Consider the following 25,589-nt stretch of genomic DNA (forward strand, 5'->3'; position numbering starts at 1 on the left):
CGGCCCGGGGTACGGCGGACGCCCGATCGCCCGCCGCACCCCGGGGGTCCGTCAGCGGACGGTCAGCGTGCCGACCGCCGGCCGCGGCGTGCTCACCGGCGGCAGCCGCCTCGGCTCACCCCGACCGGGCGCGCCGGCACGGGCCAGCTCGCTCTTGGTCGCGGCCACCCGGCCGGTCGGCGGGTCCTCCCGGAACGGCTGGGCGTCACCGACGCAACGCGCGCCCTTGGCCGGCGGCTTGCCCGTGAGCAGGTACGCGTCGATCTTCCCGGTCACGCACGCCGAGGTGCCGTACGCGGTGTGCCCCCAACTGTCGCTGCTCAGCAGTCGACTGTTCGGCAGCAGCGCGGCCGAGCTGACCGCACCCTGGTAGCTGGTCGCCGGGTCCCAGTAGTTGCCGACCACGAGCACCGGGGCGGCGGTGGTGCGGTTGAACGGGCCGGTGTAGGCGTCCTCGTCGCGCACCGTCCAGGTGTCGCGGGCGCAGGGCGCGGTGCCCCAGGCCCAGAGCCGCCCGAAGTACGGTGCCCGCTGGTCCTCCCTGGCCGTCAGCGCCGGCCAGGCGTCCGCGTTCCTCGGGTGGTACGCGTCGGTGCAGTCGACGGTCAGGAACGTCTCCAGACCGTTGTTGTAGGGGAAGTCGTACCCCCGCTGCTGCCGGGCCTGCGCGGCACGGGCGGCGAGCGCCCTGCGGGCCGTCGCGGCGGCGACCCTGCCGGTGGCCGGGTCGGTCGCGGCCAGCAGTTGCACGGTGATGTCCACGACCGACTGCCAGCCGTACGGGTCGTAGAGCGCGTTGAGCGTGGCGCCGACGAAGTCGGCGTAGCTGACGGTGAACGAGCCGTACTCCGGGTCGTCGATCACGGCCGGCTTCTTGCGCAGCCGCTTCGCCACCGTGTCGTACCCGGCGACCGGGTCACCGCCGGCGGCCAGCGCGCACTGCTCCGCGCCGACCTTGCCGCACCGCACCAGGATCTCGTGCAGCGCCCGGTACGCGCCGTCGGCGCTGCGCAGCCGCGTCTCCTGGAGCTGGTTGCGGGCCGGGCCCCGACCGACCCAGGCGTTCGGGTCGAGCACGCCGTCGACGACGAGCGCGCGGAACCGGTCCGGGAACATGTTGGCGTAGTACTGGCCCAGCGCGGTGCCGTAGCTGAAGCCCAGATAGCTGAGCTTCTGGTCGCCGACCGCCCGGCGCAGCACGTCCATGTCGCGGGCCACCTCGGCGGTGGAGGCCGCGCCGGTCAGCGGCTTGCCGGTGGTCGAGCACGCCGTGCCGACCGCCTTCGAGGCGGCGACGTACGCCTTCTCCTCCGCCTTCGTCCACGGGAACGCGACGTTCAGCCCGGCGTACGCCCGGGTCTGCTCCTTGACGGTGCGGAAGCACCTGATGTTGTCGCTGGCCTCGACGCCGCGCGGGTCGACGCCGACCACGTCGAAGCGGTCGAGCAGGTCGTCACCGAGGAAGTAGGGCGCGGCGAGCGCGATGCTGGTGCCGGAGCCGCCCGGACCGCCCGGGTTGAGGAACAGGCTGCCGACCTTGTGCTGCTGGTCGCGGGCCCTGACCCGGAGCAGCGCGATCTCGGTGGTGGCGCCCTTCGGGTTGTCGTAGTCGAGCGGGAGCCGGACCGTGGTGCACTCGGCGTAGTCGTAGCAGGCGTACCAGTCCAGCTTCGGCGTCGGTACGCGGTCCACCCGACGTGCCTCGGCCGCGCTGGTGCGGTCGTACGTCGGCGGTTGAGGTGTCGGCGCGGCCACGGCGGGCGAGACGGCCGATCCGGCGAGGAGGATCCCGGCGATCCCGGTTGCGGCGAGGGGCCGGATTACACGGGGCATGTGACTGCCTTCCGGTGGGGAACAGATCCGTCGAGGAGCACCTCGACCCCGTCACTTTAGGATTCCCCCACGACCGGAAGTGACCCCCAAAGGCGGACTGATGCCGCAAAATGCCGAGTTATGTAACGATTTTTTCTCGATCGACGCTTTTCCCGATCCGATGTGGAGCCGGGAGTGACGGGAAGCCGTCCCGGGTCGACGGTTGACAGGTCGACGCGCTAAGCCATGCTTGTCGGGTGAGTTCGTTCCCGAGGTTCGATGCGCGGGTGAAGGCCGTCGCCGCGTCCGCGGCGACGGTGGCGGCGCTGGTGACGCTGGCGGTGTGGCGACCGCCCGGCATCCTGTCGGTGGTGCTGGCCCTGGTCTGCGTCGTGCTGGGCATGATCGCCGGCGTGACGATCACTGCCGCCCGGCACGCGCCCGGCGGCGGGGTCGCCGCACCGTCGGTCGAGGGCTGGCCGGCCCCCGACCCGGGGTACGGCGTGGACGCCGACACGCTGGAGGCGATCGACCCGCGTGCGGTGCGGAACCTGCGCACCCCGGGCGGCGCTCCGATCGACGCGGACACGTTGGAGGCGCTCGACCCGAGGGCGGTTCGCGGGCTGCGCGCGGCCGGCGCGCTCGACGCCGACACGCTGGAGGCGCTCGACCCGAGGTCGGTGCGACAGCAGCGGACGGTGAACGGGATCGGCGACCGGTGAGCGCGGCGATCGCGCTCCGCGACCGGTGAGCGCGGTGGACGGGCTCAGCGACCGGTGAGCGCGGTGGACGCGCTCAGCGACCGGTGAGTGTGGGGCGGGCCAGCGCGTTCACGCCCTGCCCGGCCAGGCAGCGGTAGGTGCGGTCGGCTTCGCTCTCGGCCGGTGGCAGCACCTCCAGGTTCCATCCGGTCCCCGACTTGACGCCGCTGACCAGCCGGAACGTGCCCGCGTTGCAGACCTTGCGGACGGCCGGATCGGCGGCGACCGCGTCGTGGCCGGCCCCGGTCAGACCGGTCGGCAGGTCACCGGCGGCGTAGGTCTCCCAGGTGTGCTGGCCGTCGCACGGCACCCGGCTCGCCTCGGCGCGTTCGCGGCGCAGGCGCACCGGGCCGTAGCACTCCAACTCGGGCGCACAGCGCGCACCGGCCGGAAGGCGGACGTCGGCGGACGCGCAGCCGGGCAGCGGCGTCATCCCGGCCGCGCCGCTGGCCACCGGTGTCGGCGACACCACCGGCGGGGTGCCGCCGGCCAGCCAGGCGCCGCCGGCGGCCGAGGCGGCCAACGCCAGCACCCCGGCTCCGCCGAGGAACCAGCGTCTCGGCCAGCGCCGGCTCCGCGCCGGCACGGTCGGGTGGTCGTCCCGGACCGGCTGCCGCGGGCTCGGCCCGCCGCTACGGTCGTACGGGCCGCCGGTGCGGTCGTACCGGCCGCCGGTGAACGGGGGCGCCGGGGTGCCGGGGTCGAGCGGGAGCGCGGCGAGCAGGCCGCGCAACTCCACGGCGGACGGCCGCTCGCCCGGGTCGTTGGACATGCCCAGGCGCAGCACGTCGATCAGTTCGTCGGGCACCCCGGGCAGGCCGGGGATCGGGTGCTGGAACATCTCCAGCACGGTGACCAGGCTCGGGTTGCGCTCGGACTGCCAGCGCGGCGGCCGGCCGTGCATCACCGCGTAGAGCGTGGCGCAGAGCGCGTACACGTCGACGGCCGGGCTGGGCGGGCTGTGGTTGAACATCTCCGGCGGCGCGTACGCCGGGGTGAGCACCTCCAGCGTCACCGACGCGTCGCGCACCTCGGCCAGCACCGCCAGCCCGAAGTCGGCGAGCACCGCCGAGTTGAACTCGGAGTGCAGGATGTTGGCCGGCTTGACGTCGCGGTGCAGCACGCCGGCCGCGTGCGAGTGGGCCAGCGCGTCGGCGATCTTCACGCCGAGGTCGCGGGTCTCCGACGCGTCGAGCGGCGAGGTGCGCATCCGTTCCGCGTACGAGCCGTCGCACAGCTCCATGATGAGGTAGGGGTGCTGGTCGACGGTGACCCCGACGTCGAAGAGGTCGACCACGTGCGGGTGCGACGACATCCGCCCGGCGGCGCGGGCCTCGCGCAGGAAGCGGGCCTGGTCGCGCTCGTTGTTCAGCGTCCGGTTCTCGACCTTGACGGCCACCTCGCGCCCCACCGAGATCTGGGTGGCCCGATAGACGGTGGCGTAACCACCACGGGCAAACACTGACAGGTCGGTCAGACCGGGCACGATGGGCAGCCGCATGGCGCCGGGCGGGGTCTCGGTCACGGCTCGAAAATACCCAACGGTCCCGGTCGGTCAGCGCGCCGCGTCGGAGGCGGGCGCCGGCGCGGAGTCGTCCGACCCGGTCGGGACCGCCGGATCGACGGCTCCCCGACGGGCGTCCCACCACAGGCCGGCGGCGGTCGCGAGCGCGCCCAGCCCCTCCCAGGCGGCCACCCCGAAGAACCGGTCCGGCGCGACGTCGGAGAGCACCGCGATGGTGAACACGGTGAACGTGACCAGCCGGAACCAGACCGTGAACCGGTAGAACGGCCGCCACTCGGTGGCCACCGCGAGCAGGTAGTAGACCCCCATGTTGAACGAGGCCATCGAGGACGCGGTGAGGAACGTGCCGGTGTAGTCACCAGGGGCACGCTCGGCCGGCACCTCGAAGCCGAGCAGGCGCAGCTGCGTCTCCGGCCAGAGCAGACCCAACGCGCCGAGCAGCAGCGCCAGAAGCCCGAAGACCGCGATCGTCCAGCCGGCGCCGGAGCGCGGCAGCCTCATCGTCCCTCCCCACGAACTCCTCCGACGGCGCTCGCCGGCCGCCCCACGCTAACCGGCCCCACCGACGAGCACATCCCCGGAACCGGCAGAACAGGGGGTGCTCAGCCGGCGAGGCGCGACCGCAGCGCGTCCGCGGCGACCCGCTCGCTGAGCTGCTCGGTGGCGTACGCCAGGCGGACCGCGTCCTCGGCGCTGGCCAGCGCCTCCGCAGGGCGGCCGGCGGCGTCCAGCGCCTCGGCCAGCGCCAGCCCGGCGACGACCTGGCTGCGGACGTCCTCCGCGGGGGCGGCGACCGCCCGCTGCGCCCAGTCCAACGCCTGCTCCCGCTGGCCGTGGGCGAGCAGCGCGGCAGAATACCGGGCCATCGTCTGTCGCCGGGAGATCAGCAGCGAGGGCGCGTTCGCCGCCACCATGGCCACCGGGGCGAGTAGTCCCACCGCGGTCCCCGGGTCACCGGCCGCGACCCGGGCCATCGCGAGCAGCACCCGCGGCGCGACCTGGGCCGGCGCCTGCGGGTTGTGCGGCTCCACACTGGTCAGCACCGACCGCGCCTCCCGCTCGGCGGTCTCGCAGTCGCCCATGTCCAGCGCGACGAAGCCGCGCAGCGTGCCGGCCATGCCGGTGAGCAGCGGATGGGTGGTGCGGTCGGCGTACTCCAAGGCGTCGGAGAACAGGTCGGCGGCGTGCTCCGGCTCGCCCAGCCCGCGCGCCACCACCCCGCGCACCACGAGCGCGAAGCCCTGCCCCCAGTCGTCGCCCACCTCGGCGAAGTCCCGGTACGCGCGCCGCGCCGCGCGGTCCGCCTCGGCGAGGTCGCCCAGCTCGGCGGTGGCGTACGCCTCGACCGCCCGCAGTGTGCCCACCGCCCACGCCTCGCCGACCCGCTCCCCGAACGGCAGGAACACCTGGGCCAGCCGGCACGCCTCGCGCAGCCGGCCGGCGAGCAGCCGGGCGAACGCGGTGGTGCCGCGCAGCCAGGCCCGCCCGTACGGGTCCTTCAGCTCGGCGAACAGCCGGGCGGCCCGGCCGAGCACCGCGTCGGTGCCGGCGAAGTCGCCCCGGGTGGTGGTCACCCAGGCCAGGTTCTGCAACGACCAGGCCTGCCCGCGCGGATCCTTCGCGGCGAGGCTGACCTGGTAGGAGGCGGCCAGCCGGCTGCTCGCCTGCCCCAGCCGGCCGGCGATGAAGTCGGCCATGCCGAGCCGGCGCATCGCCGAGGCCCGCAGCGTGGGCAGGTCGGCCGAGGTGGCCACCTGCAACGCCTCGGAGTAGCTGCGTTCGGCGCGCTCGGCGTCACCGAGCGTCTGCTGGGCCTGCCCGGCCAGCAGCAGCGCCGCGGCCCGGGTGGCGGCCTCGCCGGTGTTCGCGGCGATCTTCTCGGCCGCGGCGAGCGCGTCGGTCGGGCGGCCGATCTGCAACAACGCGCGGGCGTGCACCACCCGGTCGGCCGGGGGCACCGCGCCCCGGGCCAGTTCGGCCGCGCGTTCGGCGTACTCGACGGCGAGCGCCGGCTCGCCGACGCGCAGCGACCGGCGGGCGGCCCGGCCCAGCGCGGCCACGCCCAGGCCGGCGACCGCGCGGGCCGGCGCGTCCGGGCGGAGCTTGACCGCGTCGGCGAGCGCGGTGGCCCGCTCGACGTGCTCGGCGACGAAGTCGTCGCGGGCCGCCTCGGTGAACCCGCCCGCCGGGGTGCCCGCCCCGGTCACGCTCTCCGGGGCGGCCCAGCGGGCCAGCGCGGCGTGCCGCTCGGCCAGCTCCGCCTTGCTCACCCCGGTGTACGCGGCCTCCCGCATCAGCGGGGTGGCGAACGCGAACCCGGTGCGGGTGCGGTGCAGCATGCGACGTTGCAGCAGCTCCTCGACGGCGCGGTCCAGCTCGACCGCGGCCACCGCGGCGGGCCGCCCGTCCCGCCCGACCCGCTGCTCGCGCAGCGCCTCCAGCGCGCCGGCGGCCACCGTGTCGCCGACCACCGCGGCGTCGCGCAGCACCGAGCGGGCGTCCGGCGGCAACGCGTCGATGCGCGCCGCGAGCACGGCGGCCAGGTCCCGGGAGAGCAGCCGGCTGCCCAGCGAGCCGGGGGCCAGCCGCCAGGCCACGTCCGCGCCGCGCCCCACGCCGGCGGTCAACGCGCCGCGTTCCATCAGCAGCGTGACCAGTTCGGCCAGGTAGAACGGGTTGCCCTGGGCGGTGGCGAGCAGCCGGTCCGCGTCGGCCTGGGGCAGCCGGCCCCCGGCCAGGTAGCTGGTCAGCAGCCGGGCCGCGTCCGCGCCGCGCAGCGGCGGCAACGCGTGCACCTCGGCGTCCGCGAGCCGGGTGAGCGCGCCCGCGGTACGCACCAGCTCGGGACGGCCGAGCAGCAGCACCAGCACCGGGCCGGTGAGCCGGTTGAGGGTCAACGCGAGCGCCTTGACCGTCTCGGCGGTGGCGTCGTGCAGGTCGTCCACCACGATCACCAGCGGGGCCTCGCCGGCCAGCGCGCTGAGCAGGTCCGCGACCGCGTTCGGCACCACCTCGGCGTCCGCCGGGCCGGTGGCGGCGTTCCACTCGACGCTCTCCGCGGCGGGTGGCAGCTCGGCGTACCCGAGCAGGGCCAGGAGCTGGTCCACCGCGATCGGCGGCGGGTCGCCGGGGAGCCGGGCGAGGCGCTGGCCGAGCCGGCGCAGGCGTTCCTCGACCGCCGGCCGGGTCACCGCGGTCGCCGCGTCGCCGGGCAGGCCGACCGCGGCGCGGACCAGGTCGGCCAGCGGCGCCAGCCGGCGTCGTTCGCCGAACGCGGCGCAGCGGACCGACAGCACCCGGGCGCCGGTGTGCGCCGCGTACCGGCCGGCGCCGACGTCGTAGCCGGCGGCGAGGCGCTCCACCTCGGCGGCGAACCGGGACTTGCCGATGCCCGCCTCGGCGGTCATCAGCAGCACCCGGGGCTCACCCCGGTCGATCACCTCGGCGAGCCGGCCGGCCATCCGGCCGATCTCGGTCTCCCGGCCCACGTAGGGCGCCTCGTCGCCGAGGCCGGACCGGGTGCCCGGCGCGTCCAGCAGGCCCAGCAGCTCGTACGCCTCCACGGGTTCGCGCTTGCCCTTGAGCCGCAGCGGGCGCAGCGCCCGCCAGGAGGCGACGTGTCGGGTGGCGGTGGAGGTCCGCGCGCCGGCGTAGATCGCGCCGACCGCGGCGGCGTCGGCGAGGCGCGCGGCGGTGTTCACCGTGTCGCCGATGACGGTGTACTCGATGGCGGCCTGGATGCCGGCGATGACGTCCCCGGTGTTGAGCCCGACCCGCAGGCCGAGCGGCGCGCCACCGCCCCGCTCGTCGTCGAGCACCCGGCGGACGGCCCGCTGCATGGACAGCGCCGCACGGACCGCCCGCTCGGCGTCGTCCTCGTGCGCGACCGGCGCGCCGAAGACCGCCATGATCCCGTCGCCGGTGAGCTTGTCGACGTGCCCGCCGAACGTCTTGACCGCGCCGGCCAGCGCGGCGAGCACCCGGTCGGTGACCGCGCCGACCCGCTCCGGGTCCAGGTCCTCCGACCAGGAGGTGAATTCGGAGAGGTCACCGAAGAGCACGGTGACCACCCGGCGCTCGGCGGCCGGCAGCGTGGCGGCGGCCGGCAGCGCCGCCCCGCAGTTGTGGCAGAACCGCGCGCCGGGCACGGCGACGGTCCCGCACACCGGGCAGGTCACGGCTGCTCCACCCCGAGGTGTTCGAGCTGGGCGCGGACCGACCACTCGGCGGCCCACCACAGCGACCGGTCGACGTCGGCGTAGACCACGGCGACCACCTCGGGCGCGGTGCGGGCGCCCGCGGCCACCGCGGCGCGCACCTGGTCGAGCCGGGCCCGCCGGTGGGCCAGGTAGAACTCGGCCGCCGCGCCGCAGTCGGCGAGCGCCGGGCCGTGGCCCGGCAGCGCCGGGATCCCCCGGTACGTCGAGAGCAGTTCCAGGCTGGCGAGGTAGTCCCCGAGGTGCCCGTCCGGGTGGGCGACCACGGTGGTGCCCCGGCCGAGGATGGTGTCGCCGGTCAGCACCACCCGCTCCCCGGCGTGCTCGACCAGCAGGCAGACCGAGTCGGCGGTGTGCCCGGGGGTGGGCAGCAGCCGGAGGCCGAGGCCGGCGTCGGGCGTGGTCGCGGCGGTCAGTGGCTCGCCCCCGGCGGTGTGCGCCGGGTCGGCGGCCAGCACCGGCACGCCGCCGAGCAGCTCACGCAGTCGGGGCGCGCCCTCGGTGTGATCCGGGTGCCCGTGCGTGATCAGCACCCAGCCGACCGGCCCGTGCGCCGCGATCGCGGCCAGGTGCCCCTCGTCGGCCGGGCCCGGGTCGACCACCACGGCCGGCGCGTCCGGCTCGGCCCGCAGCACCCAGGTGTTCGTCCCGTCGAGCGTCATCGGCCCCGGGTTGGGCGCACGCAGCAGCGAAACCCATCCCGGCAACTCGTCCGCCAGCGCCCCTGCGGCCCCCGTCACACGCCCACCCATGGCAGCGATCGTACGACCCCACCCGCCATCCCCCGCGATCTTGCACTTCCGGCCCGGGGTTTGTCCTCGTTCGAGGCTTCTGCCGGGGCGGAACCTGCAAGATCGCGGGGACGGGGCGTTACGCGACCTCGACGATGACCTCGACCTCGACCGGGGCGTCGAGGGGGAGTTCCGCCACGCCGACCGCGCTCCGGGCGTGCCGGCCGGCCTCGCCGAAGACGGCGCCGAACAGGTCGGAGGCGCCGTTGATGACGCCGGGCTGGCCGGTGAAGCCGGGCGCGCTGGCCACGAAGCCGGACAGCTTCACGATCTTGACGACGTTCTCCAGCCCGACCAGCGCGTCGATCGCGGCGAGCGCATTCAACGCGCACCGCTCCGCCAGGTCCTTGGCCTGCTCGGCGGAGACACCGTTGCCGACCTTGCCGGTGGCGAGCAGCTTGCCGTCGGCCATCGGGAGCTGACCGGAGACGTAGACGTGCTGCCCGGACTGGACGGCCGGCACGTAGCTGGCCACCGGCGGCACCACCTCGGGCAGCGTCAGACCGAGTTCGGCGAGTTTCGCGTGGGGTCCGTTGCTCATTCGTCAGCCCTTCGGGCGCTTCAGGTACGCGACGAGCTGCTCCGGGTTCGGTCCGGGCACCACGGAGACCAGCTCCCAGCCGTCCTCGCCCCAGTTGTCGAGGATCTGCTTGGTCGCGTGGACCAGCAGCGGGACCGTGGCGTATTCCCACTTCTGCATCGGAGGAAGGCTCCCTTGCCTGACTTGGACTTCGGTCAGGCACAGCCTACGGTCCGACCGCCTCAGCCAGACGCGGGACGCTGCTCCGGGGCGGGCGACTCGCCGCAGGGGCCCTCGTGCTCGTAGCGCTGCGGGCAGCGACTGCGGTCGGGCAGCAGCAGGTCGCAGAAGACGCGGTGCCGGTTGTTCTGGTCGTCGGCGGTGGAGACGGTGGTCTCGCCGGCGTCCAGCTCGGCCAGGAAGCCGAGCGAGGTGGCCACGATGCCGGCGAGCGCGGTCGCGGCGGCCAGGTCGGGCACCCGCACCGGCAGGTGGATGACGTAGCCCGGCTCGTCCTCGTCCCGCCGGCGACCGGCCGGCCGGAGCAGCGTGCGGACCACCTCGACCGGAGGCCGGTACGAGCGCTCGTTGAACGGTGTGCCCGCGCCGGGGCCGTCGGCGTCCCCGGGCCGGGCGGCCCGGTCACCGGGGGGAAACTGGGCTCGGGGAATGTTCTCCGCGTCGCGCATCCGCTGCCTCCGGACGTCGTACCTGCTCATGGGCACCACCGCGCGGCTCGGAATCCCCCGGTCCGGCCGCCGTGTCGCGACGAACGTAGGACGTGGCCGGCCATCGCGACAACGGGACGCGCATGAATGATCACGTCGAGTCACATATGTGACACAAGGGTGGTCCGGAACGCGACGGCGCTCTCGCGTCCGGCACGCCATGACGCGGGGCTGGCAAGTGGCCCGCCGACCGCTACCCTTCCGGACTGGGCGCGCGCGGTCGCGCACCCATCCACCTCGACCCCGTGCCCGTCGCCTGGGGCGGCGACGGGCGCGCCGCAACCCGGGGGAGACCGATGACCCAACCGCCCGCCGGTGGCACGCCCGGCACGCCCGGCGAACCGATCCCGCAGCCCGTGTCCGCCGGGGCCCTCCCGCCGACCGGGCCCGGTCAGCCGCCACCCGGCGCCGGCCCGCCGCCGGGGCTCGGCCACCCGCCGTACCCGCCCGCCGCGCCGCCGCGCAAACGCCCGACCCTGCTGATCGTCTCGCTCGTACTGGCCGCGGCGGTCCTGCTGTGCGGCGGCGGTGGCACCGCCGCGTTCCTCGCCCTCCGTGACGGCGCGGACGGCCAGGGCGCGACGGAGCCGCAGGTGGCGGTGGACGGCTTCCTCAAGGCCGTCTACCAGGAGCGGGACGCCGACAAGGCGGCCACGTTCGTCTGCTCCGCGGCCCGCGACGACGAGAAGATCGCCGCCAAGGTCGCCGAGGTGCAGAAGTACGCCGGGCAGTACCAGAACCCCCGCTTCCGCTGGACCAACCCGACGGTCGACAACCAGACCGGGGACCGCGCCACGGTCTCCACCAAGGTCACCATGACCACCGCCGACGAGAAGGTCGCCGATCAGGACCTGCGCTTCACCGTGGTGCGGAAGACGGGTTGGTGGGTCTGCGAGGTCGGCTGATCCCGGCGGCTGGTTAGGCTCGACGGATGGCAGCGAGTGAGCAGCCGGCCGAGTCCGCCGGCAGATGGCCGGGCCGCCTGCACGTGGTGACCGGCAAGGGTGGCACCGGGAAGACCAGCGTGGCCGCCGCGCTGGCCCTCGGGCTGGCCGCCGGGGGCCGGCGCACGCTGCTGGTCGAGGTCGAGGGCCGGCAGGGCATCGCCCAACTCTTCGGCACCGACCCGCTGCCGTACGAGGAGCGGCACCTCACCGACGCGCCCGGCGGCGGTGAGGTGCGGGCGCTGGCGGTCGACGCCGAGGAGGCTCTCCTCGAATACCTGGACATGTTCTACAAGCTCGGCGCCGCCGGCCGGGCGCTGCGCAAGCTCGGGGCGATCGACTTCGCCACCACGATCGCCCCCGGGCTGCGTGACGTGCTGCTCACCGGCAAGGTGAAGGAGGCCACCACCCGCACCTCGGGATCCCGCCGGGCGTACGACGCGGTGGTGCTGGACGCGCCGCCGACCGGGCGGATCGGCCGTTTCCTCAACGTCACCGCGGAGACCGCCCGGCTGGCCAAGGTGGGCCCGATCAAGACCCAGAGCGAGGGTGTCTCCGCGCTGCTCCGCTCCCCGATGACCGCGGTGCACGTGGTCACGCTGCTGGAGGAGATGCCGGTCCAGGAGACGCTCGACGCGGTGGCCGACCTGACCCAGTTCGGCTTCCCGGTCGGCCGGGTGATCGTCAACGGCGTCCGTCCGCCGGTGCCGGCCGGTCGCGCGGTGACCTCGGCCGAGCTGAAGCGGGGGTTGGCCGCCGCCGGCCTGCCGACCGACGCCCGGACCGTGGCCGGCCTCGCCGAGGAGGCCCGCGACCAGCGGGTACGCCGCGAGCTGGAGGACTCGCTCCGCGGTGACCTGGTGGAGTTGGGGCTGCCCCTGATCGAGCTGCCGCTGCTGCCCGACGGGGTCGACCGGGCCGGGCTGGAGACGCTGGCCGAGACGCTCGTCCGGGCGGATTGACTCACACCTGAGGCCGGCTGCGGAGCAGAGAGCCCCTCGGGACCGATACGCTCGATTGGTGCCTTCCGAAGACGCGGCGCCTCCGCTGGACGTCGACCAGATCCTCGCCGACCCCGGCGTGCGGATCGTGGTCTGCTGCGGGGCGGGCGGCGTGGGCAAGACGACCACCGCCGCGGCGCTTGCGCTGCGGGCGGCCGAGCGGCACGGCCGGCGGACGGTGGTGCTCACCATCGACCCGGCCCGCCGGCTGGCCCAGTCGCTCGGCCTGACCGAGCTGGACAACACTCCCCGACAGGTCAAGGGCCTCGACGTCGAGACCAGCGGCGGCGAGCTGCACGCCATGATGCTCGACATGAAGCGCACGTTCGACGACGTGGTGCTCCAGCACACCGACCCGGCGAAGGCGGCGGAGATCTTCGCCAACCCCTTCTACCAGGCGATGAGTTCCACCTTCGCCGGCACGCAGGAATACATGGCGATGGAGAAGTTGGGCCAGCTCCACGCCCGCGGCGAGTGGGATCTGATCGTGGTGGACACGCCGCCGTCGCGCTCCGCGCTCGACTTCCTCGACGCGCCGGCCCGGTTGTCCCGGTTCCTCGACGGCCGGATGCTGCGGCTGCTGCTGGCCCCGGCGCGCAGCGGTGGGCGAAGCATGTTCAGCCTGGTGACGGCGAGCTTCGGGATGTTCTCCAAGGTGGTGCAGAAGGTGCTCGGCGCGCAACTGCTCACCGACCTGTCCGGTTTCGTCGCCGCGCTCGACTCGATGTTCGGCGGGTTCCGGCAGCGGGCCGAGCAGACGTACCGCATCCTCCAGGCCGACGAGACCGCGTTCCTGCTGGTCGCGGCACCGGAGTCGGACGCGGTCCGGGAGGCCGCCTACTTCGCGGGCCGGTTGCGGGACGAGCGGATGCCGCTGGCCGGGCTGGTGCTCAACCGGGTGCACCAGCCCGCCGCGCCGGGGCTGTCCGCGGAGCGGAGCCTGGCCGCCGCGGAGCGACTGGCCGGCGTCGGCGGGCACGAGGGCACCGTCGAGGTGTTGCGAGCGCACGCCGCGCTGGCCCAGCAGGCGGTCCGCGAGGAGCGGGTGGCGGCCCGGTTCACCGAGGCGTTCCCGGCGGTGCCGGCGGTGTCGGTGCCGGCGCAGCCCGCCGACGTGCACGACGTCGACGGGCTGCGGACGATCGGCGAGGCGATCAGCCGGCGGTGAAACGCGCCGGCCGGCCCCGTCAGGAGGTGGCGGTGGTGACCAGGATCTTGTCCTTGCCGGCCTTCTCCTTGGCGTTCTTCCTCATGGCCGCCTCGAACATCTTGCGCCAGCTCGTCACCTGCGGGTGACGGCGGAGCAGCGCGCGGCGCTCGCGTTCGGTCATGCCGCCCCACACGCCGAACTCGATCCGGTTGTCGAGCGCGTCGGCCAGGCACTCGTACCGAACTGGGCAGCTCCGGCAGATCCTCTTCGCCACGTTCTGTTCGGCGCCCTGTACGAACAACGCGTCCGGGTCCCCGTTCTGACACGCCGCCAGTGACGGCCAGTCAGTGATCATGCCCATCTGTACACGTCCCCCCTTGCAGTACTTACCGACGTCGCGCGAGCAGCCGCGAACTTCCCCCCGGTCGTCCGGCCGGCCTCCCCAGGGCGGCACGGACGACGTGTGGCTGCGATCGCCGTCACCATCATGCTGTGTAGTCACCCGATTACGCAACGTTGTCGGCGAAATCCCTAATTTCCGGACACTCCCGGCGTGCCGGGCCTTCGCCGGCCGTCTACCCGGCTCCGGTACGGAAAAACGCCGCGCCGATCCCCCGATCGGCGGAGACTTCTGCGGATCTCACGCAACCCTGTGCCAGGGTTCGTGCGTTTAGCACAACGAGGCCGGCGCGGGATGGAAATGGGGAAAGTTCCCCGTGCGCCGGCCGATCCCTGCTCGCGTACCCTGTCGAGGTGACCTGGATGCGGAAACGTGACCACAATGTCTTCACCAACGCCGCATCGCTGCTGATCTGCGGCCTGCTGGCCGGCGTGGTGGTCGCCGCGGCGGCCTTCCCCGCGGTGGCGATGACCGGGCTTGCCGCCAAGGCCGGTTCGGAGACGTTCGGCGCGCTGCCCAAGGAGTTGACGGTGGCCCGGGCCCCGCAGATCACCTATCTGCTCGCCTCCGACGGCAAGACGCCGCTCGCCACCATGTACGACGAGAACCGCAAGGACGTCAAGCTCAAGGACATCTCGCCGTACATGGTGAAGGCCATCATCGCGGCCGAGGACCACGACTTCTACAAGCACAACGGCGTGGACCTCAACGGCGTCGCCCGGGCGTTCGTCAACAACCAGTCCACCGGCTCGTCCCGGCAGGGCGCGTCCACGCTCACCATGCAGTACGTCCGGCTGGCCATCTCCTACTCGGCCACCCACCCGGCCGACGTGGTCGCCGCGACCGAGGACACCAGCACCCGCAAGCTGCGCGAGATGAGCCTGGCGCTCCAGGTCGACAAGGAGCTCTCCAAGGACGAGATCCTGGAGCGGTACCTGAACATCGCCGCGTTCGGCAACGGCGCGTACGGCGTCTACGCCGCCAGCCAGGTCTACTTCGGCAAGCCGCCGAGCAAGCTCGACATCCAGGAGTCGGCGATGCTCGCCGGCATGGTGAAGGCGCCGACCGCGTTCGACCCGACCACCAAGGCCGGCTACCCGGAGGCGGTCGGTCGGCGCGACTACGTCATCCAGAACATGGTGCAGACCGGCGCGATCACGCAGCCCGAGGCGGACGCCGCCAAGAAGATCAAGCTCCAGGTGCGGGACAAGCGCACGCCGAACGGCTGCGTGCAGACCAACACCAACTCCTGGGGCTTCTTCTGCGACTACTTCTACCGCTGGTGGCTCCAGCAGGAGACGTTCGGCGGCACCTCGTACGACCGGGAGCGGCGGCTCAAGAGCGGCGGCTACACCATCGTCACCAGCATGGACGTGCAGGCGCAGAAGGCCGCCGACAAGGCGGTCCGTAACCACCTGAGCGAGAGCAGCAAGGCGGCCCGGATGGTGGCCGTGGTCGAGCCGGGCACCGGCCGGGTCCGGGCGGTGGCGGTGAACCGGAAGTTCAAGATCGACGACCCGAAGAACCCGCAGAACAAGCTCTCCAGTGACCCGCGCAAGGCCAAGAAGAAGATCCGGGGCAACTACCCGAACACCGTGAACCCGCTGGTCACCGGCGGTCCCGGCATCTCCGGCTACCAGGCCGGCTCGACCTTCAAGATCTTCACGCTGGTGGCCGCGCTGGAGAAGGGCTACCCGCTCAGCTACAGCATCAACGCGCAGAAGGTCTTCAAGTCCGACTACCCGGTCGAGTTCAACTCCCCGGCCGCCTGCCCCGGCACCAACAAGTACTGCCCGCAGAACGCCAACGAGTCGATGGCCGGCATGCACAACATGTGGAGCGGCTTCGGCTTCTCGGTGAACACGTTCTTCATCGACCTCCAGCAGCGGGTCGGCGCGGAGAACGTGGTCAAGGCGGCGCAGAAGCTCGGCATCAGTTTCCGCTCGTCGGAGGACGCCAAACTCGCGGCCAACCCGCACCAGTGGGGCGCGTTCAGCCTCGGCGTCTCGCAGACCACCCCGCTGGAGCTGGCCAACGCGTACGCCACGCTGGCCGCCGACGGCAAGTACTGCGAGCCGATCCCGGTGCAGGAGATCCGCGGCCCGGACGGCGACAAGCTCGACATCGCCAACCCGCGCTGCGAGCAGCGGATCAGCACCGAGGTGGCCCGCGCCGCCGTGGACGCCGCCCGCTGCCCGGTCGGTGACCGCTCCGCCACCTCGAAGTGCGGCACCGCCACCGCCGGCAACGTCCGCGGCATCGTCAAGGCGCCGGTGGCCGGCAAGTCCGGCACCACCGACTCGGAGAAGACGTCGGCCCTGGTCGCCATGACCAAGCAGTACGCGGTGGCCGGCATCATGGCCGACCCGGACTGGGCGCAGACCAACCAGCAGATGGGCCACGACGTGCCCAACGGCATCAACCCGGCGGTCTACGAGACGCTGCGGGACGCCATGAAGGGCAAGGAACGGAAGAACTTCACCCCGCCGGACGGCAAGATCGTGATGGGTGACCAGCGCTCGATCCCGGGCGTCAAGTGCGAGTCCGTCGACACCGCCAAGTCGCGGATCAAGGGCGCCGGCTTCGAGCCGGTGGTGTCCAGCAACAAGGTGCCGTCGGAGTGCCCGGCGGGCACCGCGGCCGGCACCAGCCCGGACGGGCGCACCATCAAGGGCGGCGTGGTGCTGATCGAGGTCAGCTCCGGCCAGGGCGCGCCGAAGCCGGGCAACTCCGCCGGGCCGGGTGGGCCGGCCACCCCGCCGGGCAACGGCAACGGCCGACCGGGACGCCCTGGCCGCGGCTGACCGGCGAACGACGACGACGGGCGGGCACCCCAGCGGGGGCCCGCCCGTTCCGTTGCGGTCGGCGCGTCTACAGGCCGAGCTGGCGGCGTACCTCGGCGGCGACCCGGCCCCCCTCGGCCCGGCCGGCCACCGCCGCCTGGGCCGCCTTCATGGCCGGGCCCATCTGCGCCTTGCCGGTGAAGCCGCCCGCGGCGAGCGCCCCCGCGACCAGCTCGGCCAGCTCGTCGTCGGGGAGCTGCTTCGGCAGGTAGCGCTCCAGCACCTCGCCCTCGGCGGTCTCCTTGCCGGCCTGCTCGGCGCGCCCGGCGTCGGCGAACGCGGCAGCCGCCTCGCGCCGCTTCTTCGCCTCCTTGGTCAGCACCGCGAGCACCTCGTCATCGCTGAGCTCGCGCTTCTCGCGGCCGGCGACCTCGGCGTTGCCAACGGCCGCGAGAGCCATCCGCAGCGTGGAGGTGGTCAGCTCGTCGCGCGCCTTCAACGCGGCGCGCATGTCGGTGGTGAGACGGTCCTTCAGCGTGCTCATGGTCGGTGAAACTACCCTGAACAGCATGCGAAAGCGCACACTATTCCGGCTCGCGGCCGGAACCGCCGCCGCCGGCGCGGCCACGCTGGCCTACGCGTCGCTCGTCGAGCGCAACCTGTTCACCCTCCGCCGGTACGACGTGCCGGTGCTCCCGACCGACGCCGAACCACTGCGCGTGCTCCACCTGTCGGACCTGCACATGATGCCCACCCAGCGGCGCAAGCAGGACTGGGTGGCCTCGCTGGCGGCGCTCGACCCGGACCTGGTGGTGGTCACCGGCGACAACATGGCCGACCCGGAGGCGGTGCCCGGTGTGCTGCGCGCGCTCCAGCCGCTGCTCGACCTGCCCGGCGCGTTCGTGTTCGGCTCCAACGACTACACCGGCCCGGTGCTGAAGAACCCGTTCACCTACTTCCTGCCGGACCGGGAGTACACCGAGGGCGTCTCACTGCCGTACGAGGAACTGCGCGGCATCCTCACCGGCGCCGGCTGGGCGGACCTGAACAACGCCCGCACCACGCTCAAGGCAGGTGGGCGGGCGATCGAGGTCGTCGGCGTGGACGATCCACACATCGAGCGGGACGACTACGACGCGGTGACCGGGCCGGTCGGCGCCGAGGTCGCGCTGTCGATCGCGCTGGCCCACTCACCGGAGCCGGCCGTGCTGGACCGGATGGCCGCCGACGGCTTCGGGCTGCTGCTCGCCGGGCACACCCACGGCGGGCAGGTCTGCGTGCCCGGGTACGGCGCGCTGGTGACCAACTGCGGGCTGCCCCGGTCGATGGCGCGCGGGCTGCACCGCTGGCCCGGCTCGGACTCCTGGCTGCACGTCTCCGCCGGCCTGGGCACCCACCCGACCGCCCCGGTCCGCTTCGCCTGCCCACCCGAGGCGAGCATCCTGACCCTGATCCCCCGCTGACGCCCACCTCTGGCGATCTTGGTACGGATCGGCCCTCGGCGGGGCGGATCCGGACCAAGATCCAGGCGTCGTGTGGGGTGGGGGGTACCGAGTTGGACCCCGGAGACGGGTGGGCTACTATTTGTCGGCACGCCTCGGGGTGTGGCGCAGCTTGGTAGCGCGCTTCGTTCGGGACGAAGAGGTCGTCGGTTCGAATCCGGCCACCCCGACCAGAGGTAACAACGGATCAGGGTCCTCCACGGAGGGCCCTGATCCGTTTTTGTCGCACATCGCACGACGCTGAGCGGCCCGTCCACGATTCGACGACGCGGTGGTGAGTCAGCTTTACGTCTAATGGTCGCGCCGCTGCCCACCAGTGGTGATCGTGTGTGGTGGTGCCGATTCACGGATGCTTGAAGGAGCAGGTTGATGGGGGTTCCTGAGTTGGCGGGCGTCGTCATGCCGTACGTGACCGCGGTGGCCGGGGCGTACGGCGGGGCGGTGGTCCAGCGGGTGGTGGATCAGTCCGCCGACGCGACCGCCGACGCGGGTCTGGGCGTGGGTCGACGGTTGTTGCGGCGATTGTTGGGGTCGGGTCGATCGGCCCAGATCGGTCAGGCGGTGACGGAGGTCGGTGAGCAGCCCGACGACGAGACCGGCCGGGAGCTGCTGCGGGCGCTGGTGATGAAGGCCCTGTCCGAGGACACCGGACTCGCGACGGATGTGGCGCGGGTGCTTGCCGACGCCGGGGTGCCCGGGGCGGTCACGGTGATCGGTTCCCAGGGGGTACAGGTGGGGTCACACAACACGCAGACCAACCACTTCGGGCTGTCGCCGGACGGCGGGCGGTGACGACAGAACCGGACGGTGCGGGGCCGCCGCCGCGGGTGCGGGTGGATCGGTCGTCGGGAGTGCAGATCGGCTCGCACAACTCGCAGACGAACGTGGGCGTGGACGGGTCGCGATTGCCGCCGCCGCAACGGGTCGCTGAAGGTCCGGACGACGGTGGCACGGTGCACAATCTGCCGGACGGGTCGCAGGTGTTCGTGGGCCGGGATCTGACGCAGCTCGACGCGTTGCTGGGGAGTGCCGCGTCGGGGGTGGCGGTCGGACAGGCGGCTGTGCACGGTCTGGGCGGAGTCGGCAAGTCGGAGTTGGTACTGCACTACGCCCGTCACCGGTTGGAACGGTACCGCCTGGTGTGGTGGGTGATCGCGGACAGCCCGGACGCGATCGAGGTCGGGCTGGGTGAACTGACCCTGCGGTTGCATCCGGCGGCGACGCTGGCTGACGCCCACGAGTGGGCGGTGGGCTGGTTGCAGGCCCACTCGGGGTGGCTGCTGGTGTTGGACAATGTCGAGAACCTGGATCACATCCTCGGGCTGTTGGGTCTGATTCGTGGGCGGGGGGACATCCTGGTGACGACCCGCCGGGACGTGGGCACCGCGTGGTGGCGTCGTTCAGGTTTGACGCCATTACGGCTCGGGGTGCTCGACCGGGCGGACAGTGTGGATCTGTTGCACCAATTGACCGGCCTGGACGATCCGGACGGGGCAGCCGGGCTTGCCGAGGAGATGGGTGATCTGCCGTTGGCGTTGGAGCAGGCCGCCGCCTTCATCAGCCGCCAGCCCGATGTCGACTTCGACGGTTACCGGCAACGACTCATTCACCGTTTCTCCCGCATGGCCACCCACGCCGGGGGTGACGGTCGGTCGCAGCGGACCATCGCCGGGGTGTGGCAGATCACCATGCAGACAGTCGCCGAGCAGATGCCGCTGGCCGCGCGGGTGTTGGACGTGCTGGCCTGGCTGGCTCCCGACGGGCTGCCGGTGGACGTGCTGTATCCGCTGGCCGACGATCCCGACGATGCCCGCGACGCGGTGGCCCTACTCGTCTCGTACAACATGATCAGCCGGACGGACGCGACGGTCGGGGTGCACCGCCTGGTCCAGGCGGTCACCCGGCTGAACCAACCCGCCGAGGACCTCGACAGCCCGGTGGACGATGCCACCGGGCTGCTGGTTGCGGCCGTCCCGGGCGACCCGTTGGCCAACCCGGCAGGCTGGCCCCGATGGACCGCGCTGCTCCCCCACATCGACGTTTTGACCGGCGCCGTTCCAGCCGAAGCCCGCACGCCCGAGCAGTTGTACCTAGCCGATCGCGCCGCGACCTTTCGGCAGGGACAGGGACAACATGCCGCGGCCATCAGCCAATTCGAACGGGTGCTGGCCGACCGTCGGCGGATCCTCGGCGACGACCATCCGGACACCCTGTCCTCGGTCCACAACCTGGCCAGCGTCTACACGGCAGTGGGGCGGGTCACCGAAGCGATCCGCTTGTTCGAACAGGTGCTGGCCGACTGTCGACGGGTCCTCGGCGACGACCATCCGAACACCCTGACCTCGGCCAGCAACCTGGCCGGAGCCTACGAGTCGGCCGGGTGGGTCACCAAGGCGATCACCCTCTATGAGCACGTGCTGGCGGATCATCGACGAACCCTCGGCGACGACCACCCGGACACCCTGTCCTCGATCCACAACCTGGCTGGCGCCTACGAGTCGGCGGGGCGGGCCGCCGAAGCCATCACCCTGTATGAGCAGGTGCTGACAGATCGTCGGCGGATCCTCGGCGACGACCACCCGCGCACCCTGTCCTCGATCAACAATCTGGCGTACACCTACGACTCGGTGGGGCGGACCGCCGAGGCGATCGACCTGTACCAGCAGGTGCTCGCGGACCGTCGACGAACCCTCGGCGACGACCACCCGCACACCCTGAACTCGGTCAACAACCTGGCCTGCGCCTACGAGTCAGCGGGGCTGACCACCGAAGCCACGACGCTGTACGAGCAGGTGCTCGCCGACTGCCGGCGGATCCTCGGCGACGACCACCCGCACACCCTGACCTCCATCAACAACCTGGCCGGCGCCTACAAGACAGCGGGGCGAATCACCGAGGCGATCACCCTGTTCGAGCAGGTGCTGGCCGACTGCCGGCGCGTCCTCGGCGACGACCACCCGCACAGCCTGGCGTCGGCCAACAACCTGGCCGGCGCCTACCGAACGGTGGGGCGAATCACCGAGGCGATCACCCTGCTCGCACAGGTGCTGGCCGACTGCCGGCGCGTCCTCGGCGACGACCACCCGAACACTCTGGCGTCGGCCAACAACCTGGCCGGAAGCTACGAATCAGCGGGGCTGACCACCGAAGCCATCGCCCTGTACGACCAGGCGCTGGCCGACGGCCTGCGATTTCTCGGCGACGAGCATCGGCTCACCCGAACGATTGCGGCCAACCGTCAGCGGGCCATCGACGACATGCGGACCAGCGGGAACAGGGACGACAGCACCAGCGTCAACGGCGGCGGCCAGGGGGACCACGAGACTCCCACGACGCGGCCAAGACCGCCCACGCCCTGACCGTGGACGACGCATCACGCCGGCCGGGATCCGTCGGCGGCCAGCCGGCCGGGACGGCACAGGCTGAGGACGACCGACGAGCGGCGTACCGCGGTCAGACCCGTCACACCAGACCGGGACGATCTCCCGGCTACGGGCGGCTGGCCGATTCACCTGGCAAGGTAGACGCATGCCAGCGATGATCCGATCCCGCCTGACCGATTGGACCACCGTCGTACCCGTGCTCGCCGTGCTCCTGCTCGTCTTCACCTGGGGGCGGGAGCTGCCCGGCGTGCTGATCTTCGTGGTGGCCGCCCTGCTCGCCGCCGCGGTGCTGGCCGCCGTCCACCACGCCGAGGTGGTGGCGCACAAGGTGGGCGAGCCGTACGGCTCGCTGGTGCTGGCGGTCGCGGTCACCGTGATCGAGGTCGGCCTGATCGTCACGCTGATGATCAGCGGTGGGGACAAGACACAGGCGCTCGCCCGGGACACCGTCTTCGCCGCCGTGATGATCACTTGTAACGGCATCCTCGGCCTGTCGCTCTTGCTCGGCGCGCTACGCCGGCAGGTGGCGGTGTTCAACCCGGAGGGCACCGGCGGGGCGCTGGCCACCGTGGCGACGCTCGCCACGCTCAGCCTGGTGGTGCCCACGTTCACCACCAGCCGGCCCGGTCCGGAGTTCTCCCCCGGTCAGCTCGCCTTCGCGGCGGTCGCCTCGCTCGCGCTCTACCTGCTGTTCGTGATGGTGCAGACCGGTCGGCACCGCGACTACTTCCTTCCGGTCACCCAGGAGGGCAGCATCCTGGCGGAGGACACCGACGGCGACGGGCACGCCGAGCCGCCGTCCACACGTACCGCGCTGGCCAGCCTGGCGCTGCTGGTGGTGGCGCTGGTCGCGGTGGTCGGTGACGCGAAGACCATCTCCCCGGCGATCGAGTCCGCAGTCCAGGCGGCCAACCTGCCGCAGGCGTTCGTCGGCGTGGTCATCGCGCTGCTGGTGCTGGCGCCGGAGACGCTGGCCGCCGCGCGGGCGGCCCGCCGGGACCGCGTGCAGATCAGCCTGAACCTGGCGCTCGGCTCGGCGATGGCCAGCATCGGCCTGACCATCCCGGCCATCGCGATCGCCTCGATCTGGCTGGACGGCCCGCTGCTGCTGGGGCTGGGCGGGACCCAGATGACGCTGCTGGCGCTGACCGCAGTGACCGCCGTGCTCACCGTGGTGCCGGGGCGGGCCACCGTGCTCCAGGGCGGGGTGCACCTGGTGCTGCTCGCCGCGTTCGTCTTCCTGGCCGCGAGCCCGTGACCGCGTCGGAATTCCGTCTCCCCCGCGTCCGGTGATCGGCCGAAAGGCCGTTGCCTGCCCTGAATGGGAACGGTTTGATGCCCGCAACTGTCCGGGCGGGCGCCCGGACGGCAACGGGAGGACATCCACTGTGTTCAGTGCCAGGCCACATCGTGGCCTCATCGGCCTGCTCGGGTTGACCCTGGGGGTCACCGGGCTGACGGTCGTCACCACCGACGGCGCCGCCGTGGCGGCGCCGCACTACACCACCCCACCCCAGGTGCAGGGCGGCTGGGTCGACTCGGCCACCCCCGCGAAGGCGTACAACTGGGCCGAGGGCGTCAACATGCCGCTCGGCACCCGGGTCGACGACGCCGGAACGTCGCACACCTCGCGGATCTACGCCACCTTCGACCTGTCCCAGTTCGAGGGCGGTCGGAAGATCTACGGCGGAACGGTCTTCATCCAGGAGCAGACCGCCGCGGACTGCACGAAGCGGGCGATCGAGATCTGGCGTACGAAGCAGGTGGGCTCCACCCCCACCTGGAACCGGCAGCCGGAGCCGATCGGCAAGCTCGACGAGATCCTGACGCCGGAGTACTGCCCCCGGGCCAGCATCTCCTTCGACGTGGGCGCCGCCGTCCAGGAGGCGGTGGCGCAGAAGCAGCGGCGGATCACCTTCCTGCTTCGGGTCCCGGAGCAGTACGAGTCGGACCCGGCGTACGCGCGTGAGCTGAACTGGTACAAGCAGGTCCAGCTCAGCGTGCAGTACAACTCGTTGCCCACGGTCGACAACACGCGCCTCTACAACGGCGGCTTCGCCTGCACCCAGTTGCGGCCGTACCCGAAGATCGGCTCCTTCGCCCACGTGCTCCAGGCGGTCGGCTCCGACGCCGACGAGTGGGACCAGCGCAACCTGCGTACCGACGTGGCGTTCTGGCCGGTGGGTCACCCGGAGCAGCGGCGGGAGCTGAGCGGCGAGCACGGCATCTCGGGCCGGGCGAACACGGTCCAACTGCCTGCCGACGCGCTGGCCGACGGCACCTCGTACGTCTGGCAGGCACGTGTCGGCGACGGCGCGGACACGTCCGCCTGGTCGAAGAAGTGCTACTTCAGCTATGACGCCACCGCGCCGACGGCACCGACGGTGACGTCGTCGAACTACCCCTCCGCGGAGACCGGCCAGTGGGTGCCGGCCGGCGAGCCGGGTGTCTTCACGTTCTCCGGCAACGGCAAGAAGGACGTGGCGGGCTTCCAGTACGGCTGGGGGGACCTCGGGGTCAACGTCTGCGAGTGGAGCGGTGACCTCGGCCAACTGGTCTGCCCCGACCCGCTGAGCTATCCCGGTACGGTGCGGGCCGACTCACCAGGCGGCACGGCGACGGTGACCCTCAGTCCGAACAGCGCCGGCCCGCAGCGGCTCACCGTGCGCTCGATCGACCTCGCCGGCAACGTCTCCACGCCGGTGGTCTACCAGGTGTACGTGCCGTCGTCGGCACCGCAGGTGGAGACGCCGGACGGACCGCCGGAGTGGAACAAGGACGTGCTGCTGAGGCTCACCCCGGCGGCTGGCCTCACCGGGGTGGAAGAGTACGAGATCACTCTGAACAACGACCCGCCGGAGACTCGACGGGCCGACGAGGACGGCGTCGCCTACTTCAGCTTCCGGGCCACCCATCCGAACGGCTACCGGGTCACTGTGCGCAGCCGCAGCGCCAACGGGTTCGTCTCGGAGGAGCGTTCCTGGTGGGCCTACTTCGACCCGTGGCCGGGCGTGCGGTCGGACGTCTACGGACAGCCGGCCGACGGAAGCCCGGTGGGCGGGGTCGGGGTGCCGGGCACCTTCACCTTCTCGCCGCCGCCCGGGTGGACGGACGTGGCGACCTACCGGTACGCGTTCGGCGACGACGGCGAGTTCACCGACGTGACCGCCGACGGTGACGGTCGGGCGACCGTGACGTGGACGCCGCAGACCAGCGGGTGGATCACCCTGACGGTCTTCGCGGTCAAGGCCGACGGCACGTTCAGCGAGTACGCCAACTGGTACTCGTTCGAGGTCGCCGGCACCGCCTGATTGGTGGGAGCGGGGCGGGGTGGACGGGGATCGTCCGCCCCGCCCCGTCAGTCGTGCAGCTCGGTGCGGGCCACCTCGGCGAACGCCGCGCTCAGGTAGTCGGCGAACGGGCGTCCGGTGACCGCCAGCAGGTCGGCGACGAGCAGCGGGGCGTGCCGGGCGACCGTCGCCGGGTCGGGCGGGCTGTCGTCGTCGCCCGGGTCGTAGACGCCGAGCGCGCCGGCCAGCAGCACCAGCAGCACGTGCGGGTCGACCTCGGGCCACCACGTCGCGGCCGACCGGACGCAACGCTCCAGCACCTGGCGTACGTCGTCGCCGTCCAGCCCGTCCGGATGCCCCTCCTCCAGCAGCAGCCGCACCGCGCCGCCGAGCACCAGCCCGGCCCGGTCGGCGGCGGCGAGCCGCTCCACCGCCGGCCGGTACGCCTCCGCGTCCCGCTCCCGGGCCGCGTCGACCGCGTCCGTGGCGCTCACGGCGATCTCGCGGGCCGAGGCGGGCAGATGACGCCACGTCGCACTCACCGCCCCAGCATGACAGACCCCCCTCTCCCCACCCCTCCCCTCCCCACTCGTTGATCAAGGAGTTTGCGTCGCCGCGCGGCGCTATCTCGACGCAAACTCCTTGATCAACGCGCCGTGGGTGGGGGTGGGGGTGGGGGACGGCGGTGGGGGGGGGGGGGGGGGGGGGGGGGGGGGGGGGGGGGGGGGGGGGGGGGGGGGGGGGGGGGGGGGGGGGGGGGGGGGGGGGGGGGGGGGGGGGGG

General features: G+C 72.8%; 21 protein-coding genes and 1 tRNA gene. 11 read left to right on the forward strand and 11 right to left on the reverse strand.

The genetic code is table 11. The annotated features are described in order from the left end of the window. Nucleotides 1–51 precede the first annotated feature (51 nt). Nucleotides 52–1,833: an alpha/beta hydrolase gene (locus ACIA6B_RS16540; protein WP_396774109.1), complete on the reverse strand. Its 1,782-nt coding sequence runs from the start codon at nt 1,831–1,833 to the stop codon at nt 52–54. Between the two features lie 236 nt (nt 1,834–2,069). On the opposite strand from ACIA6B_RS16540, the gene ACIA6B_RS16545 reads away from it, so the two are divergent. Continuing rightward, nucleotides 2,070–2,534 carry a hypothetical protein gene (locus ACIA6B_RS16545; protein ID WP_396774111.1) on the forward strand — a complete coding sequence of 155 codons (465 nt, stop codon included), beginning with the start codon at nt 2,070–2,072 and terminating at the stop codon, nt 2,532–2,534. A gap of 73 nt (nt 2,535–2,607) precedes the next feature. Here ACIA6B_RS16545 and ACIA6B_RS16550 read toward each other — a convergent pair whose 3' ends face one another. The 7 genes from ACIA6B_RS16550 to ACIA6B_RS16580 all read right to left on the reverse strand — a co-directional run bounded on the left by ACIA6B_RS16550 (nt 2,608) and on the right by ACIA6B_RS16580 (nt 10,315). Beyond that, nucleotides 2,608–4,098: a serine/threonine-protein kinase gene (locus ACIA6B_RS16550; RefSeq protein WP_396774113.1), complete on the reverse strand. Its 1,491-nt coding sequence runs from the start codon at nt 4,096–4,098 to the stop codon at nt 2,608–2,610. 30 nt (nt 4,099–4,128) lie between these two features. Beyond that, nucleotides 4,129–4,599: a hypothetical protein gene (locus ACIA6B_RS16555; protein ID WP_396774114.1), complete on the reverse strand. Its 471-nt coding sequence runs from the start codon at nt 4,597–4,599 to the stop codon at nt 4,129–4,131. 101 nt (nt 4,600–4,700) lie between these two features. Then, nucleotides 4,701–8,276 (reverse strand): adenylate/guanylate cyclase domain-containing protein, encoded by a 3,576-nt coding sequence (locus ACIA6B_RS16560; protein WP_396774116.1) that lies wholly within the window; start codon nt 8,274–8,276, stop codon nt 4,701–4,703. Next, the gene (locus ACIA6B_RS16565) at nt 8,273–9,067 is read right to left on the reverse strand and encodes an MBL fold metallo-hydrolase (RefSeq protein ID WP_396774118.1); all 795 of its coding nucleotides are present in this window, start codon (nt 9,065–9,067) and stop codon (nt 8,273–8,275) included. Before ACIA6B_RS16565 ends, ACIA6B_RS16560 begins: the two co-directional genes overlap by 4 nt. Nucleotides 9,068–9,185: 118 nt before the next feature. Continuing rightward, complete coding sequence (locus tag ACIA6B_RS16570; RefSeq protein ID WP_396774120.1) at nt 9,186–9,647, reverse strand: RidA family protein; 462 nt, start codon at nt 9,645–9,647, stop codon at nt 9,186–9,188. Between the two features lie 3 nt (nt 9,648–9,650). Continuing rightward, nucleotides 9,651–9,806: a DUF4177 domain-containing protein gene (locus ACIA6B_RS16575; RefSeq protein WP_013289021.1), complete on the reverse strand. Its 156-nt coding sequence runs from the start codon at nt 9,804–9,806 to the stop codon at nt 9,651–9,653. A gap of 62 nt (nt 9,807–9,868) precedes the next feature. Further along, nucleotides 9,869–10,315, reverse strand: a complete 447-nt coding sequence (locus ACIA6B_RS16580) for a hypothetical protein (protein WP_396774158.1) — start codon at nt 10,313–10,315, stop codon at nt 9,869–9,871. A gap of 335 nt (nt 10,316–10,650) precedes the next feature. Here ACIA6B_RS16580 and ACIA6B_RS16585 point away from each other — a divergent pair, with 335 nt between their 5' ends. Genes ACIA6B_RS16585 through ACIA6B_RS16595 form a run of 3 tightly spaced genes read left to right on the forward strand, consistent with a single transcriptional unit; the run spans nt 10,651 to nt 13,467 of the window. Next, a complete protein-coding gene (locus ACIA6B_RS16585) occupies nt 10,651–11,259 on the forward strand; it encodes a hypothetical protein (RefSeq protein WP_396774121.1) in 609 nt (202 codons plus the stop codon). Between the two features lie 26 nt (nt 11,260–11,285). Next, the gene (locus tag ACIA6B_RS16590; RefSeq protein WP_396774122.1) at nt 11,286–12,260 is read left to right on the forward strand and encodes an ArsA-related P-loop ATPase; all 975 of its coding nucleotides are present in this window, start codon (nt 11,286–11,288) and stop codon (nt 12,258–12,260) included. Between the two features lie 55 nt (nt 12,261–12,315). Then, the gene (locus ACIA6B_RS16595) at nt 12,316–13,467 is read left to right on the forward strand and encodes an ArsA family ATPase (protein ID WP_396774123.1); all 1,152 of its coding nucleotides are present in this window, start codon (nt 12,316–12,318) and stop codon (nt 13,465–13,467) included. Between the two features lie 19 nt (nt 13,468–13,486). Here ACIA6B_RS16595 and ACIA6B_RS16600 read toward each other — a convergent pair whose 3' ends face one another. Next, nucleotides 13,487–13,810: a WhiB family transcriptional regulator gene (locus ACIA6B_RS16600; RefSeq protein ID WP_107159621.1), complete on the reverse strand. Its 324-nt coding sequence runs from the start codon at nt 13,808–13,810 to the stop codon at nt 13,487–13,489. 401 nt (nt 13,811–14,211) lie between these two features. Here ACIA6B_RS16600 and ACIA6B_RS16605 point away from each other — a divergent pair, with 401 nt between their 5' ends. Next, nucleotides 14,212–16,653, forward strand: coding sequence for a transglycosylase domain-containing protein (locus tag ACIA6B_RS16605; protein ID WP_396774125.1), 2,442 nt, complete (start codon nt 14,212–14,214; stop codon nt 16,651–16,653). Between the two features lie 67 nt (nt 16,654–16,720). On the opposite strand, the gene ACIA6B_RS16610 is transcribed toward ACIA6B_RS16605, so the two are convergent. After that, the gene (locus tag ACIA6B_RS16610) at nt 16,721–17,176 is read right to left on the reverse strand and encodes a GatB/YqeY domain-containing protein (protein WP_281934275.1); all 456 of its coding nucleotides are present in this window, start codon (nt 17,174–17,176) and stop codon (nt 16,721–16,723) included. Nucleotides 17,177–17,201: 25 nt separating this feature from the next. On the opposite strand from ACIA6B_RS16610, the gene ACIA6B_RS16615 reads away from it, so the two are divergent. From ACIA6B_RS16615 to ACIA6B_RS16640, 6 genes are all read left to right on the forward strand, one after another. Then, complete coding sequence (locus ACIA6B_RS16615) at nt 17,202–18,095, forward strand: metallophosphoesterase (protein WP_396774127.1); 894 nt, start codon at nt 17,202–17,204, stop codon at nt 18,093–18,095. Nucleotides 18,096–18,230: 135 nt separating this feature from the next. Further along, nucleotides 18,231–18,307: transfer RNA gene (locus tag ACIA6B_RS16620), tRNA-Pro, on the forward strand. 196 nt (nt 18,308–18,503) lie between these two features. Next, nucleotides 18,504–18,926 (forward strand): hypothetical protein, encoded by a 423-nt coding sequence (locus ACIA6B_RS16625; RefSeq protein WP_396774129.1) that lies wholly within the window; start codon nt 18,504–18,506, stop codon nt 18,924–18,926. 161 nt (nt 18,927–19,087) lie between these two features. After that, the gene (fxsT, locus tag ACIA6B_RS16630; RefSeq protein ID WP_396774131.1) at nt 19,088–21,493 is read left to right on the forward strand and encodes an FxSxx-COOH system tetratricopeptide repeat protein; all 2,406 of its coding nucleotides are present in this window, start codon (nt 19,088–19,090) and stop codon (nt 21,491–21,493) included. Between the two features lie 178 nt (nt 21,494–21,671). Next, complete coding sequence (locus ACIA6B_RS16635) at nt 21,672–22,775, forward strand: calcium:proton antiporter (RefSeq protein ID WP_396774160.1); 1,104 nt, start codon at nt 21,672–21,674, stop codon at nt 22,773–22,775. Between the two features lie 130 nt (nt 22,776–22,905). Beyond that, the gene (locus ACIA6B_RS16640) at nt 22,906–24,828 is read left to right on the forward strand and encodes a hypothetical protein (RefSeq protein WP_396774133.1); all 1,923 of its coding nucleotides are present in this window, start codon (nt 22,906–22,908) and stop codon (nt 24,826–24,828) included. A gap of 47 nt (nt 24,829–24,875) precedes the next feature. On the opposite strand, the gene ACIA6B_RS16645 is transcribed toward ACIA6B_RS16640, so the two are convergent. Further along, complete coding sequence (locus ACIA6B_RS16645) at nt 24,876–25,349, reverse strand: hypothetical protein (RefSeq protein ID WP_396774135.1); 474 nt, start codon at nt 25,347–25,349, stop codon at nt 24,876–24,878. Nucleotides 25,350–25,589: the final 240 nt, after the last annotated feature.

Origin of the sequence: Micromonospora sp. NPDC051141, from assembly GCF_044455765.1 — a bacterium.
In the GTDB taxonomy this organism is placed as follows: Bacteria; Actinomycetota; Actinomycetes; order Mycobacteriales; family Micromonosporaceae; genus Micromonospora.

Excerpts from the sequence above, each read along its gene's own strand:
- ACIA6B_RS16615 (WP_396774127.1), top strand. The coding sequence starts at position 17,202 with ATGCGAAAGCGCACACTATTCCGGCTCGCGGCCGGAACCGCCGCCGCC.
- ACIA6B_RS16605 (WP_396774125.1), top strand. The coding sequence starts at position 14,212 with ATGCGGAAACGTGACCACAATGTCTTCACCAACGCCGCATCGCTGCTG.
- ACIA6B_RS16625 (WP_396774129.1), top strand. The coding sequence starts at position 18,504 with ATGGGGGTTCCTGAGTTGGCGGGCGTCGTCATGCCGTACGTGACCGCG.
- ACIA6B_RS16570 (WP_396774120.1), bottom strand. The coding sequence starts at position 9,647 with ATGAGCAACGGACCCCACGCGAAACTCGCCGAACTCGGTCTGACGCTG.
- ACIA6B_RS16575 (WP_013289021.1), bottom strand. The coding sequence starts at position 9,806 with ATGCAGAAGTGGGAATACGCCACGGTCCCGCTGCTGGTCCACGCGACC.
- ACIA6B_RS16555 (WP_396774114.1), bottom strand. The coding sequence starts at position 4,599 with ATGAGGCTGCCGCGCTCCGGCGCCGGCTGGACGATCGCGGTCTTCGGG.
- ACIA6B_RS16610 (WP_281934275.1), bottom strand. The coding sequence starts at position 17,176 with ATGAGCACGCTGAAGGACCGTCTCACCACCGACATGCGCGCCGCGTTG.
- ACIA6B_RS16590 (WP_396774122.1), top strand. The coding sequence starts at position 11,286 with ATGGCAGCGAGTGAGCAGCCGGCCGAGTCCGCCGGCAGATGGCCGGGC.
- ACIA6B_RS16585 (WP_396774121.1), top strand. The coding sequence starts at position 10,651 with ATGACCCAACCGCCCGCCGGTGGCACGCCCGGCACGCCCGGCGAACCG.
- ACIA6B_RS16580 (WP_396774158.1), bottom strand. The coding sequence starts at position 10,315 with ATGCGCGACGCGGAGAACATTCCCCGAGCCCAGTTTCCCCCCGGTGAC.
- ACIA6B_RS16565 (WP_396774118.1), bottom strand. The coding sequence starts at position 9,067 with ATGGGTGGGCGTGTGACGGGGGCCGCAGGGGCGCTGGCGGACGAGTTG.
- ACIA6B_RS16635 (WP_396774160.1), top strand. The coding sequence starts at position 21,672 with ATGATCCGATCCCGCCTGACCGATTGGACCACCGTCGTACCCGTGCTC.
- ACIA6B_RS16540 (WP_396774109.1), bottom strand. The coding sequence starts at position 1,833 with ATGCCCCGTGTAATCCGGCCCCTCGCCGCAACCGGGATCGCCGGGATC.
- ACIA6B_RS16600 (WP_107159621.1), bottom strand. The coding sequence starts at position 13,810 with ATGGGCATGATCACTGACTGGCCGTCACTGGCGGCGTGTCAGAACGGG.